General features: G+C 38.1%; 9 protein-coding genes. 3 read left to right on the top strand and 6 right to left on the bottom strand.

Going from position 1 to position 14665, the window contains the following annotated elements; genetic code table 11:
• Position 1: 1 nt before the first annotated feature.
• The 6 genes from ODR02_RS10550 to ODR02_RS10525 form a co-directional block, all read right to left on the bottom strand.
• Positions 2-2956: a SusC/RagA family TonB-linked outer membrane protein gene (locus ODR02_RS10550; RefSeq protein ID WP_209783791.1), complete on the bottom strand. Its 2955-nt coding sequence runs from the start codon at positions 2954-2956 to the stop codon at positions 2-4.
• A gap of 195 nt (positions 2957-3151) precedes the next feature.
• The gene (locus ODR02_RS10545; RefSeq protein WP_209783792.1) at positions 3152-3301 is read right to left on the bottom strand and encodes a hypothetical protein; all 150 of its coding nucleotides are present in this window, start codon (positions 3299-3301) and stop codon (positions 3152-3154) included.
• Positions 3302-3915: 614 nt separating this feature from the next.
• Positions 3916-5385 carry a TolC family protein gene (locus ODR02_RS10540; RefSeq protein WP_309512412.1) on the bottom strand — a complete coding sequence of 490 codons (1470 nt, stop codon included), beginning with the start codon at positions 5383-5385 and terminating at the stop codon, positions 3916-3918.
• Positions 5378-8539 carry an efflux RND transporter permease subunit gene (locus tag ODR02_RS10535; protein WP_309512411.1) on the bottom strand — a complete coding sequence of 1054 codons (3162 nt, stop codon included), beginning with the start codon at positions 8537-8539 and terminating at the stop codon, positions 5378-5380. Before ODR02_RS10535 ends, ODR02_RS10540 begins: the two co-directional genes overlap by 8 nt.
• Before the next feature lie 15 nt (positions 8540-8554).
• Positions 8555-9640 (bottom strand): efflux RND transporter periplasmic adaptor subunit, encoded by a 1086-nt coding sequence (locus ODR02_RS10530; RefSeq protein WP_309512410.1) that lies wholly within the window; start codon positions 9638-9640, stop codon positions 8555-8557.
• Positions 9641-9744: 104 nt separating this feature from the next.
• The gene (locus ODR02_RS10525; protein WP_309512409.1) at positions 9745-10203 is read right to left on the bottom strand and encodes a hypothetical protein; all 459 of its coding nucleotides are present in this window, start codon (positions 10201-10203) and stop codon (positions 9745-9747) included.
• Positions 10204-10396: 193 nt separating this feature from the next.
• Here ODR02_RS10525 and ODR02_RS10520 point away from each other — a divergent pair, with 193 nt between their 5' ends.
• From ODR02_RS10520 to ODR02_RS10510, 3 genes are all read left to right on the top strand, one after another.
• Positions 10397-11308, top strand: coding sequence for an SDR family oxidoreductase (locus ODR02_RS10520; protein WP_309512408.1), 912 nt, complete (start codon positions 10397-10399; stop codon positions 11306-11308).
• A 611-nt stretch (positions 11309-11919) separates the two neighbouring features.
• A complete protein-coding gene (locus ODR02_RS10515; RefSeq protein WP_209783798.1) occupies positions 11920-12840 on the top strand; it encodes an AraC family transcriptional regulator in 921 nt (306 codons plus the stop codon).
• 255 nt (positions 12841-13095) lie between these two features.
• Positions 13096-14604, top strand: coding sequence for an adenosine kinase (locus tag ODR02_RS10510; protein WP_309512407.1), 1509 nt, complete (start codon positions 13096-13098; stop codon positions 14602-14604).
• The last annotated feature ends 61 nt before the right edge of the window (positions 14605-14665 follow it).

Genomic DNA, 14665 nt, shown 5'->3' with positions numbered 1-14665 from the left:
TTTAAAAATTGAGTTTAAAGCCTAAAGAAACACTTGACAGCAGAGAATATCTGTAGGAATCCGAAACTCCTGTTAGTGAAGCTCTTGGGTCATATCCTTTTCTCTTTGACCACAGATACAAATTGTTTCCTGTCAGATAGATTTTCAGACCTGACAACCCTGCCTGCTTTGCAAAATCCTCAGGAAGCTGATAAGAAAATGTTACATCCTGAAGGCTGATATAATCTGATTTGATCAGATAGAGTGTTGAATTTCCATTCTGGTTGGTAGCCGTAAGATCTACTCTTGGCAATGCCGCAGTTGGGTTTTCCGGTGTCCAGGTTTTATCCAGATCTGTTGAATAGTTAGACCCATAGCTGTCAGAATGGAATAAGCTTCTGTAAATATCATCATAGCCATATCCTCCGAACTGATACGCAAAATTCACTGCCAGATTGAATCTCTTAAAAGTAAAATCTGTTCCGAATCCACCATACACCTTTGGAATAGCGGATTTCCCTGTATTATAATCAGTAGCCTCTTTGTAATTATTGGTAACCGTTCTTTCTTCCTTTTGAGTGGTTGGGTTTATGGCAGTACGATACCATAAAGCGTCTCCATTTTCAGGATTTACTCCGGCAAATTCTTTAAGGAAATACGTATAACGGTCTCCACCTTCTGTAAGAATAAATAAACCGGTTACTAAACCTGTATTTCTCTGTTCGGCAGGCAATCGGGTAATCTTATTTTTATAATGGGTGGCATTGGCATAAAAGCTCCATTGGAATTCCTCACCGCGAAGAATATCCACACTAAGATTAGCCTGAACCCCTCTGTTGGTCATATCTCCGATATTTCCATACTTCACATAAGAACCTGCATTGGAAGGTGGGAGAGGAAGCGTGTAGATCATATCCGAAACTTTCCTTTCAAAATAATCAGCATTTAAATTTATTCTGTTTTTTAACAGGGAGATTTCAAAACCGGCATTCAGGTTTTTGGAAGTTTCCCATTTCAGATCTTTATTTCCTTGTTTTTTAAGGGAGAGAACAGGCTTGTCATCCCCGAAGTTATTAATTCCATAGATATCCTGGTAGGCATAATAATCTCTGTTGGAACCACTCAATAGAATGTTGTCATTTCCCTGCTGGCCGTAAGAAGCTTTTAATTTCAGGGAATTAATTACCCTGTTATCTTTAAGAAAATCTTCTTTTGCAATATTCCATGCCAGTCCTAGTCCATAGAAGTTTCCCCATCTGCTTTCAGGAGAAAAGACTGAAGAACCGTCTCTGCGTATATTGGCATTAAAGAAATATTTGCCGTCATAATTATACAATAACCTTGTAAAATAGCCTTCTACAGCATATTCATAACCGCTTCCTGACAAATCGGTAATTTTTACGGCATTGTCAAATGATTGTGAGTCAGGCAGTAGAAGCTGCTGTTTTGAACCGGAAAAACCATCATCTTTAATCTTGTTCAGCTCATGTCCTACAAGGAGATTGAAGCTGTGATTTCCCAGTTTTTTCTGATAAGTAAGCAATTGCTGATGGTTCAGCGTATATTTAAAATTAGAACCTTGTGAAATCGTTCCTCCTACAGAAGAAGAAGTTCCACCTTCCGTATTTCCGAACTGCAGGTTTCTTGTATTTTCAAGATAGGCCCCAAAGTTATAAGTAAAATCCAGTCCTTTGATGATTTCATAATTTAAACCAAGGTTGAGGTTAGTTATATTGCTGATGATCTGTGATTTATCTTTCTGAAGGTTTCCAACCGGGTTTTCAAAAACAGCATAAGATCTTGTTGCACCGTTGGGACCCTGGCCGTCGCCATAGTCGTATAAAGCATTTCCATAGCTGTCATAAAGTCTCTGGTAGTTGTTATCCCTAAGGAAAACCGGATAAAAAGGGGCAATATTTCTGGCAAACTGGAAAGGGTTGGAGAAACCACCAGTCTCCCCAAAATCCTGTTTACTATAAGTGTAAGACAAAGCACTGGTCAATTTCAGTTTTGAGGTGATAGCGTAGTCTACATTAGACCTGATTCCGAATCTTTCAAAACCTGAAGAAATCAAATATCCTTTATCATCCAGATAATTAAGGGATGTATATGATTTTACCTGGTCACTATTGGCATTGATGCCTACCGTAGCTTCTCTTCTTAACGAAGGTCTGAAGAGGAGTTTCTTCCAGTTATCCTGATACAATAATTTTGCCTCGGGATTGAAAGAACCATCCTTGGAAATCAGCTGACTGAAAGGGACACTGTATGCATTATATCCCAGTTTGCTTAGTGCAGCAAGTCCCACATCATGAGGAGAAGGGCCTGAAGGAACAGCTCCCGGTTGTTTCAGTCTTGCAATTTCACCAATTCTAGCTCTGTTATAATATGCGGTATAATAATCCTGCGGAGACGTATACACGGAATAATCTTCAATAGATCTGAAATTGACCCCTGTTTTTACATCAGCTTCAATACTCAATCCTTTGCTTTTCCCTCTTTTGGTATTCACAATAATCACTCCGTTGGCTCCTCGGGAACCATATAAGGCATTGGATGAAGCATCTTCAAGAAAAGAAATACTTTCAATATCCGATGCTGCAATACTGTTCAGGTTTCCGCTGTAAGGAATTCCATCCAGTACAATTAACGGATCACTGGAAGCATTGATAGAGCCTATTCCTCTCATTCTTATGGTAGGCTGGGAACCCGGCTGCCCTGAGGAAATTACCTGTACTCCCGCTACTTTTCCTCCAATTCCCTGAAGAATATTTCCGTTTTGAAGATTAGAGAGATCTTTAGCCTTCAGTGACTGTACAGATCCTGTAATTTCTTCTTTTTTCTGCTTTCCAAAAGCTACCACCACCACTTCTTTGATGGAGGTTTCCTTGGAAAGACTGTCTTTACTTTGTGCAAAACCATATTCCGCGAATAGGAGTAAGGCCAATACACCAAGTTTGCATTGTTTCTTTTTCATTATATTAATCTAGGTTTAAAACTGAATTGTGTATTACTGCTGATCTCTCTGTAAGAAATAATAATTCCCTGCCTCCTTTTTCAGGGAGGATATAAGAAGTAAAATGGTAAAATTTACAGGAGATGTACCCGGATGAAAGAAGCCTTAAACTCTTAGGCTTTAATTCCTACAGTAATGAATGTATCTCTTAGAAAGTTATGACATCATCATCTTGCACATCATCTCAAAGCACATGTCGTTAGAAATACAGTTGTGCTGTGAATAGGCAGGCTCTGCAGAACACTTTTGTGCAGAATCCGCTACCATAAGGGTGCATACGTAAGAATTAAAGGTATTCTTATTCATGAGAATAAAGTTTATTTTTTTTTAGCTGGGTCAAAATTATTTAATAATTCATGAACCTCGATAAAAAGGACGTATGAGATAAATCATATTAGTCTACTAATTTAGTAGATTAATAAAATAAAATCAGAATTATTTGATTTATTTGTTTGTTATTCAATTATTTATGTTATTGTTTGAAATGTTAAAAAATGATAAAAAAGTTAATTTCCAGAAAGTGAATTAAAATTAACATTATAAGTCTATCTGTTTTGTAGACTTATTGCTTATTTTATAGCATTGTTAATCATAAGATCAGGCATCAGGAGCTTGATCCTGCTATCCGCTCATACTCCTCGCTCCTGGTTGAAACCACTTCCTGCTGTGGGGTAACCGCTGCTATCAGAGCTAGAATAGAATTATGAATTATAAATTGTGAATTATGAATTGTGAATGTAAAAAATATACTCAAACATCTGTGTTGATCCGTGAAATCTGTGGGAAAAATGAAAATATTCAATAGGAACGGGCTTTAGCCCGTTTACCGAAGATTAAAAAATTCATCAGGCTTCAGCCAAAACCTAAAAAAAGAAGCCTGCCTCTCGGCAGACTCCTATAAAAACAAGATTGAAAAGAATTTATTGTTTACGAATGTCCGGGACTTCCAGAGAATTCTGATCCCAGCCACCACCAAGTGCTCTGTATACTGCAACGCTTGCTTTAAGTTGGTTCACTTTCTTTTCCACCAGCTCAAACCTTGATTCCAGCGCATCCCGCTGAGTCAGCAAAACTTCCATATAATCAGCTCTGGCATATTTGAACAGATCGTTAGAAATATCAATAGACTTTGTTAAAGCATTCACTTCCTTTGTTTTGATATTCACACTGCTTTCCAGATTATGAATTTTAGATAACTGATTGGCTACCTCAATATAAGCTCCCAAAACAGTCTGCTCATAATGATATACCGCCTGGATTTGCTTTGCGTTGGCATTATAATAAGCCGCCTTAATTGCTCTTCTGTTGATCAGTGGAGCCGTAAGCTCTCCGGCAAGAGAAAACAGAAACGACTGAGGCTTGATGACATACAGCGGATTAAAAGCCTGTAAACCGACTCCTGCAGAAAGATCAAGAGAAGGGTAGAATCTTGCTTTAGCCACTTTGATATCAAGTTTGGCTGCTGCCAGCTCATACTCAGCCTGTTTAATATCCGGGCGGTTTTCCAAAAGCTCAGAAGGTATTCCTCCGTAAACAGCTTGTGGAACAACAGAATCAAAAGAATTCTGACTTCTTTCCACAGATTGCGGAAACCTGCCCACCAGATAATTGATTTTATTTTCAGTTTCAACAATCTTTTGCTGGATGTCATACTGCATTCCCTGGGTTTTCAGAACCTGGGCTTCAAATCTCTGTACAGCCAGTTCGTTGGAACGGGCATTCTTCTTTAAATCTTTGATAATCTCCAGTGCATCATTCTGAATTTTGATATTCTGATTCAAAATGACCAGCTCGTTATCCAGTGCCAGCAACTCATAATAAGAATCTGCAATCTCTGAAATAAGATGAGTGGTCATAAAATTCTTTCCTTCAATGCTGGCAAGATACCGCTGTACCTGTGCTCTTGTAGCATTATGAAGTTTACCCCAGATATCCGTTTCCCACTGTGCCTGGGCACCTATTCCAAAATCAAACAAAGGCTCAGGCATTTCTCTGCCGGGTTCTATTTCTGTGTTGGCTTCCATCGCTCCGATATTGGTGTAGCGGCTTACTTTGTCTACACCTGCACCAGCTTTTAAACCTACAGATGGAAGATATTCACCTTTTCTGGCTTTGATTTCATTTTTAGATATTTCAATTTCCTGAAAGACAATATTCAGTTCCTGATTATTCTGAAGAGCCTGAGTAATCAGTTCCTGAAGATGCGGATCACTGAAATATTCATTCCACTTCATTTTTCCTGTATTGAGGGTATCATTTTCTGCTGAACCGTATTTTTCAGGGACGGTTTTATTTTCAGCACGCTGTTCTATTTCGATAGGTTTACAGGCAGTAAGACTTAATAAGACGACTGCCAGACCTGCATATTGATATATTTTTCTTTTATTCATAATGGATCATGTCTTCGCTTAATGGAGATTCATCTTCGTCTTTAATCATTTTTTTACCGTCAGACCACTTGGCAAATATGTAGTAGAGCCCCGGAATTACAATCACTCCGAATAGTGTTCCTATAAGCATTCCACCCAGTGAGGATGCTCCGATGGTGTGATTTCCAATGGCTCCGGCACCTCTTGCAAAAACAAGCGGAACCAATCCTGCAATAAAGGCGAAAGAAGTCATCAGAATCGGTCTGAAACGCGCTTTGGAACCTTCTACAGCGGCTTCAAGAATAGAATCTCCTGCCTGACGTCTTTTCACGGCAAATTCTACAATAAGTACCGCATTTTTACCCAGTAATCCGATAATCATAATCAATCCTACCTGTGCATAGATGTCATTTTCCAGTCCCATCGCTTTTAATAATAAGAAAGACCCGAAAACTCCCACCGGAAGTGAACAAAGTACTGCAAACGGAATCAGGAAACTTTCGTACTGAGCCGCCAGAACCAGATAAACGAATACCAAAACAACAAGGAAGACATAAATGGCTTCATTACCACGCTGTGCCTCATCATAAGACAATCCTTCCCATGCCACTTTGTATCCGTGAGGTAATGTTTTTGCTGCCGTTTCATTGATAGCCTGAATAGCATCTGCTGTTGTATAACCTGCTGCCGGAAGTCCACGGATTGCTGCTGAATTGTACATGTTATAACGGGTAATTTCGTTAGGTCCCTGAGTCTTTTTCATGGTCATAAATGCTGAATAAGGAACCATTTCATCACGGTCGTTTTTCACATACAGATTCATAATATCTGTAGGAAGTCTTCTGAATTCCGGAGATGATTGTACATATACTTTGAAGAACTGCCCAAAACGGATAAAACCCTGTTCATAGGTACTCCCGATCAGAATGTTGAGATTGTCCATCGCTTTCCCGATAGACACACCTTTCTGCATGGCTGCATTATTATCAAACACCAATTCATACTGGGGATAATTGGCTGCAAAGAAGGTGAACACTCCTGAAAGTTCCTTACGTTTTTTAAGCTGGGCGATGAAGTCTTTATTGGCTTTATCAAATTCCTGATAATCTGTAGTTCTGTTAAGGTCAAGAAGTCTCATAGAGAAACCTCCTGATGATCCGAATCCCGGAACAGCGGGTGGTTCGAAGAATTCAATGGTAGCTCCCAAATCTTTTGATTTTTTTTCCAGTTCTTCCATGATTTCCTTTACAGAATGCTCACGGTCGTTCCAGCTTTTAAGGTTAATCAGACAGGTTCCGGCATTGGAACCACGGCCTTCCGTCATGATTTCATATCCTGCCAGTGAGGATACAGATTCCACTCCGTCTACTCCCATACAGATTTTCTGTAATGTTCTGGAAACCTTATTGGTTTGTTCCAGGGTAGAACCCGGAGGAGTCTGGATAATGGCATAGATGGTTCCCTGGTCTTCATTCGGAATAAATCCACCCGGAAGTACTTTATTAATCATAACAATTCCGGCACAGAAAGCAATCAGGATTCCCCATGTTACCACCTTTCGGCTTACGATTTTTCTAAGGAATGAAGCGTATTTTCCTGTTACTTTATCAAATGCTCCGTTAAAAGAATCTAACGCTTTGGTGAAAATATTTACTTTTTTAGGCTTTCCATGATGGTTTTTCAATAACATTGCTGCCAAAACCGGAGTCAGTGTAAGCGCTACTACCGCTGAAATCACAATAGAACTTGCCATGGTAATAGAAAATTGACGGTAGAAAGTTCCCACAGGACCCGTCATAAAGGAAATAGGAATAAATACCGCAACCATTACGGCTGTAATCGCAATAATAGCACCTGCAATTTCACCCATCACTTCTTTTACGGCTTTATAAGGCGAGATATTACTGTCTTCCATCTTAGCGTGAACAGCTTCTATCACTACAATTGCGTTATCCACCACAATTCCGATTGCCAATACCAGTGCGAAAAGGGTAACAAGATTAATGGTTAATCCGAAGAACTGAATGACAAAGAAAGTTCCAATCAAAGAAACCGGTACGGCAATAATAGGAATCAACGTAGAACGCCAGTCGCCAAGGAAAATGAAAACCACAATAGCTACAAGGATAAATGCATCTCTCAAGGTATGCATTACCTGTTCAATAGAGGCATCCAGGAATTGCGACACGTCATAACTGATTTTATAATCAACACCCGGTGGGAAGTTTCCTTTCATTTCTGCAAGTTTGGCCTTTACATCTCTGATCACGTCATTGGCATTACTTCCGTAGTTTTGTTTTAAAACGATAGAAGCGGATGGATGTCCGTCAAGATTGGAATAAATATCAAAGAATTCACTTCCCAATTCTACTTTGGCAATATCTTTCAGTTTCACATTTTCTCCTTCTGCATTGGAACGTACAATGATATTTTCATACTCTTCCGGTTTGTTGTACTGCCCTTTATAGGTCAATACATATTCCAGGGATTGTGCTGCAATACCGGAACTCTGTCCGATTCTTCCCGGACGGCCAATGATACTTTGTTCACCAATAGCCTTCATCACCTCATCTACAGAAATAGAATACGCACGCATACGGTCAGGATTCAGCCAGATACGCATGGCATATCTTCGGCTACCCAGAATCTGAGACTTTGCAATCCCGTGGATACGGTTGATTTCCGGGATGATATTCACCATAGAGTAGTTGTACAGGAATTTTTCATCCATACTTTTATTCGTACTGTAGAGATTCACGTACATCAGCATACTTGGCTGAATAGGGTTTACAACCACTCCTTCTTTTTGTACAAGCTCCGGCAGTAGAGGCATTACCTGATCTACTCTCGTTTTTACCAGAACTACGGCCTCATTGGGATCGGTTCCCGGATCAAAGACAACATTTACAGTAGCTTCTCCGGCACTGGTAGCATCGGTGGTGATATAACGCATTCCCTGAACTCCGTTGATGGCATTTTCAATCGTAATCAGAGATGATTTTACCAATACATCTGCACTTGCACCTGGATAAGCAATGGAAACGGCTACTGTGGTAGGGGCAATTTTTGGAAACTGCTCTGTTGGAAGCTGCTTCATGGCGATACCTCCCATAAACAGGATAACAACCGATATTACGATAGCGAAAACCGGTCGGTGTATTACTTTTTTAAACATAATGCTGTTTTTGGGTTACTCGGCGTACAGATCCAGATTCGACATTACTTTTTCAGGTTTTTGGTATTTTGAACCAATCTTCTGGTTTTCCTGAACCATTCTAAGCCCTTCCAGCAAGATTCTGTCATCCTTTCCAAGCCCGGAAGAAACTACATAAATATGGGGCAGTTCAGCAGCTACTTTTATTTCTCTTGCATGTACTTTATCATCTTTACCAATTACATAGACATATTTCTTTTCCAGTTCTTCAAAAGTGGCTTTCTGAGGAATCATCATGGCATTGGCATAAGGTGAAGTAATGACAATATTCCCGGTTTCTCCGTATCTTAACAGCCCTTTAGGGTTGGGAAATGTAGCTCTGTAGGCAATATTCCCTGTTTCATTGTCAAAATCAGACTCTATGGTTTGTACCACACCGTCTTGAGTGAATTCTTTGCCATTGGCCATTCTCAGACGTACATGCATTGGGTTGTTATCCTTTTTAGCATCCATCTGGTTAAGATATTCTGCTTCCGGTACATTGAAATATACCCACATTTTGCTGTTGTCGGAAAGTTCCGTTACAAGTTCACCTTCGTCTACAAGGCTTCCTTTTCTTACATGTAATTTTCCTACAATTCCGGTAAAAGGAGCACGGATTTCGGTGAATCTCAAATGGGTATTCATTGAAGCAAGTTCAGCCTGGGCTTTTTCATATTTTGCTTTGGCCATTGCCATTTCCTGAGGAGCAACGATGTCTTTGTCAGAAAGGTTTTTGGTATTCTGATATTCTATCTGTGCATATTTAGACTCTGCTTTGGCGCGGTTTACATCCGATTCATATAGGTTAGGCATAATTTTGAACATCAGCTGCCCTTTTTGTACGAATTGCCCTTCATCTACATAAATAGACTGAATGTATCCTTTTTCCTGGGCACGAAGCTCAATATGATTAATAGAACGGATTTGTGCAACATAATCTTTGTTAACCAAAGTATCTTTTATAAGCGGGCTTGTAACGTTGAATGATGCTGCTTCTGCTTTTTCCTTTTTTTCAGATTGACAGCCTGCAAACAAGAAAATAAGGCACAAGTTGATATACATGAGACTTTTCTTGACCATGATAAATTTTGTTTTTATAATAATTTATAATTGAAAAAATAGAGTTACCTGCTCTCAAATAGGATTTGAAAGCATATAAGGTTTTCGAAAAAATTACTATAAAATCACAGTCTGATGACCCTGTACTGGATGTACAGATCATCATCTAAAGGCTTTAAGTGTTCGGATTGAGCGAGTGAAACAGCGATTTGTCTGTCGTGAAATGTAGTAACAAAACCTGAGATCAGATGCCAGAAACCATCTTTGAAAAGAGCGAGAAGCTCAGTAGAACCGGATGTTTCTACATTGTCGTCATTTTCGTTGTCGTTTTCAGAAAGATTAGCTCTGATTTTGTTGTAGCGGGGATGGCTGACATTGTAAGCATCATTGGCCTCATGATTTTTAAGAAAGGCAAAAGATGCTTTGAAGCTTTTATTCTGATGAACAAGAAGATCAGTGGTAAAATGAAGTTCGGAAGAAATATCTGTTGAAATATACTGCTGGATTTGCCCATAGTACCAACCTAAAACGGTAAGCAATGCAAATAACAAGCTGTACAAATATTGATGAAATCTTTTCCGCATCCCAGAGGCAAAGGTAGGTAAAGTTCAAAATAGGTGCAACCGTTATAGATTAAAAAAGTGTTAAAAAGTGTTCTGTTTACCGAAAAAATACATCTATTCATCAAGTTTCCTTTTTTGGCTAAGAAGAAGATAGATCCGGTGAAGTCATCTTTACAGGTATTTCAGAATTTTGCTCTAACAAAAAATTATAGAAATGAATATTGTTTTAACAGGTTCCATCGGGAACATCGGAAAACCCCTTACAGAAGAGCTTGTACAGAAAGGACACTCGGTAACAGTGATAAGCAGTACTGTAGAAAGAATGTCAGCTATAGAAGCATTGGGAGCAAAAGCGGCGATAGGCAGTATGTTTGATCCTGATTTTCTCACTGATGCATTTACAGGGGCAGATATTGTTTATTTAATGGAGACCATGGAAGCAGCAGGAGATTTTTTTGATAAAGATGTTGATTTTATTGGAAAGATCTGCGAAATTGGCCACCATTACAAAACAGCTGTGGAGCGCTCTGGAGTGAAGAAAATTATTCATCTCAGCAGTATTGGAGCTCACACGGATAAAGGGACGGGGATTATTGTGTTTCATCATCATGTAGAACAGATTCTGAAGCAGCTTCCGGATGAAGTTGCCATCAAATTTATTCGTCCGGTAGGTATTTATTTCAATATGTTTTCATTCATCAGTACGATTAAAAACAAAGGTGCTATTATTTCCAATTGGGGAGGAGATCAGAAAGAACCGTGGGTTTCTCCATTAGATATTGCGGCTGTTATTGCAGAAGAAACTGAAAAACCATTTGAAGGAAGAACAGTTCGTTACGTAGCAAGTGATGAAGTTTCTCCTAATGAAATTGCGAAAGCTTTGGGGAACTCAATCGGTAAGCCGGATCTTCAGTGGAAGGTGATCTCAGATCAGGAATTATTGAAAAGCTGGCTTGATATCGGCTTTAATGAGCAGGTGGCCAGAGGTTTTGTAGAAACTCAGGCCGCTCAGGGAAGCGGGATTCTGTATGAAGATTATGATCAGCATCAGCCTGTTTTGGGAAAAGTAAAACTGACCGACTTTGTAAAGGAATTTGCTGAGGTCTATCAAAATGATGAAGTGTAAATAGTGAACCACAAAAGTCACAAAAGTTTTTAAGCATTTTAGTAAGACGAAGAGCATATCTTACGCTGAAAAGTACACTTAAGAATAAAATAACGCACTGCTTTAACCACAACCATCTGTGAAAATCTGTGTCATCTGCGGGAAAAATAAACCACAAAAGTCACAAAAGAAGTAAATATTTAATTAAAAAAAAGAGAAAATTTTGACGTAGAGAAGTTCAAATAAGTTTTGAAAATAAAAGTATTAACGTAAATATTTGTGAAAATCTGTGCAATCTGCGGGAAAAATAAATCACAAAAGTCACAAAAGAAGTAAATATTTAATTAAAAAAAGAGAAAATTTGCCGTAGAGAAGTTCAAATAAGTTTTGAAAATAATAGTATTAACGTAAAAATTTGTGAAAATCTGTGCAATCTGCGGGAAAAATAAATCACAAAAGTCACAAAAGAAGTAAATATTTAATTAAAAAAAGAGAAAATTTTGCCGTAGAGAAGTTCAAATAAGTTTTGAAAATAATAGTATTAACGTAAATATTTGTGAAAATCTGTGTCATCTGTGCGAAAAACTCTACAACAAAAGTTTACTGCAAAAACAATTTGTAATTTTATAGATATGGAAAGACGGGCTATCAAAAGAATAAAAACCATTACGGAATTTCACCGTTCAAGAGGGCTGAATCCTCCTGAACATCCATTGATCAGTGTTATCGATTATAAGGATGTAAAGCGGCCTGCCGACATTGGTGAAGTTAATTGGATGCTGGGTTTTTACCAGATTTCTTTAAAAATAGGAATGAATGGCAAGCTGAAATATGGCCAGCAGGAATATGATTTTGATGAAGGAACCCTTTTCTTTATTTCTCCCAACCAGGTTTTCAGGATTGAAGCGGATTCCGGTCCGAAAGAAAAACAATCCGGCTGGATGCTGTTAATTCACCCTGATTTTCTGTGGCATACTTCACTTGCCAAAACCATAAAGCAGTATGATTTTTTTGATTATTCAGTGAATGAAGCTTTATTTCTTTCAAAAAAAGAAGAGCTTACCATCAATGGAATTATAGAAAATATTGAACAGGAGTATCATTCGGTGATCGATAAATTCAGTCAGAATATTATTATTTCACACATTGAAACATTGCTCAATTATTCAGAAAGGTTCTACGAACGGCAGTTTATCACCAGAAAAATAACCAACCATACTATTCTGAATCGTTTAGAAGTTATGCTGGATGATTATTTCAATGATAATGATCTTGTGTCAAAAAGATTACCTACCGTACAGTTTGTTGCAGATCATCTTGGAATTTCTCCCAATTATTTAAGTCGTATGTTAAGAACGCTTACCGGTCAGAGTACCCAGCAGTTTATTCATGATAAACTGATTGAAAAAGCAAAAGAAAAGCTTTCTACCACAGATTTGTCCGTAAGTGAGATTGCTTATGAGCTCGGTTTTGAACATCCACAGTCTTTTACCAAATTGTTTAAAAATAAAACCCGTCTTTCTCCATTGGAGTTCAGAACTTCTTTTCAGTAGAGAATTCGGAAATGGTTTCTTTATTTCTCATTATTGAATGTTGTCCTTAAAAATTCCGTCACAATTGGCGTACCTCACACCCTGTAAGTGAGACCGATCAGAAAACAATTAAAGCATAATAATTACCTGAGGATTTTAATAAAATTAATATTATTTTTGAAATAGCTTTATTTTGCACAATTTTTGCTGTAAAAAGCTACTTTTTAACGGTTAAAAATATAACCGATAGTACAAAAAACTCCTCCAATATTTATTATGATGAAAAAATACCTTATTTATATATCACTTTTAGGCTCACCTCTATTTTGGGGACAAACTAAAGTGGCGGAAAAATCTGTCTATCAACAGAAATGGGCATCGTCTGAGAAAGAAAATGAGGCGATGGCCTTTGATGCGGATATAAAATTATCGGATACGGAAATCGTTTTGGATAAGAAAATATTCCAGGTCCGCAAACAGTTTCTCAGTGATACGGAAAAGAAAAAAATATCTTTATATAACAGCTCTTTTAATGAAATTAAGCCGTTAATTGAAAGCAGCAAATTGTTTGAACTCCTTCAGACTATGCCGAAAGGAGGTTTGCTGCATACCCACAGTGGAGGAATAACAGATGTGAAATGGATCATTTCGGCCGCCAGAAAATATCAGGAATGTTATGTGTATGATCAGAAAGATAATGATCAGTTCATTTTCGGACAGCTGGCTTTTTTTGAAAAAGGAAAAGTTCCGAACGGATTTGTAAGTCTTGATAAAAAGTTGACCTCAACTCCTGATTTTGAAAAGGAACTCCAGGATCTTCTTACACTGAAACGTGACAATCTTTGCTCTTATACAGATTATTGGATTGAATTTGAAAAACGTTTTAAGAGGATCAGTCTGCTGCTTCCGTACCGTCCATTCTTTAAAGAATATTATCTGAAAGGATTTAAAGATCTGATAAAAGATAAAGTACAGCACGTAGAAATCAGGTATATCTTTGATGAACTTTATGATTTTCAGCATGGCAAATATCCTTTGAAAACTTCCATCACAGATCTGAAGGATATTCTTAAAGAAATACATCAGTCGGATCCGCAGTTCACCCTTAAACTGATCTATTCAAGCTTTAAATTCTTAGATAATGAAAGTATTGGAAAACAACTGGAAACAGCATTTGAACTGAAGAAAGAATTTCCGGATATGATCTCAGGATTTGATCTTGTGGCAGATGAAGCAGCAGGGCACAACATCAGTTTTTTTGAGAAAAGCTGGACAAAACTGGATGAACTTCATAAAAAGTATGGAGTAGAGCTTCCTCTCTACCTTCATGCCGGAGAAAGCAGCTCTATCCTGAATAAAAATGTTTTGGATGTAGCGCTGTTAAACAATAAAAGAATTGGGCACGGATTGAATCTGATTTATTTTCCCAAAACAATGGAACAAATCAGAAAACAGAATAAACTGGTTGAAGTAAGCCCGATCAGTAATCAGATCTTAGGATATGTAAGTGACCTGAGAAATCATCCTGCAAGGGTTTTACTGAGCAATGGAATACAATGCTCTATCAGCAGCGATGATCCTTCCGTCTATGGATATACAGGGCTCAGCTATGATTTCTGGGTAACGCAGGTATATTGGGATCTGGATTTAAAAGCCTTGAAGAAACTGGTTTTCAATTCCATTAATTATTCTTCTATGAATGACGGCGAGAAAAAGAAAGCACTCACTTACCTGAACCAGCAATGGGATGATTTTGTTCAGAAAACAAATCAGAAATTAAACTAATCGGGATTACCCTGATAAAAATAAAATCGCATTATTGAGCTCAATAATGCGATTTGTCTTT

This window comes from Chryseobacterium sp. CFS2, assembly GCF_036543225.1.
Lineage (GTDB): Bacteria > Bacteroidota > Bacteroidia > Flavobacteriales > Weeksellaceae > Chryseobacterium > Chryseobacterium culicis_A.
This window is presented reverse-complemented; position numbering and strand designations above follow the sequence as displayed.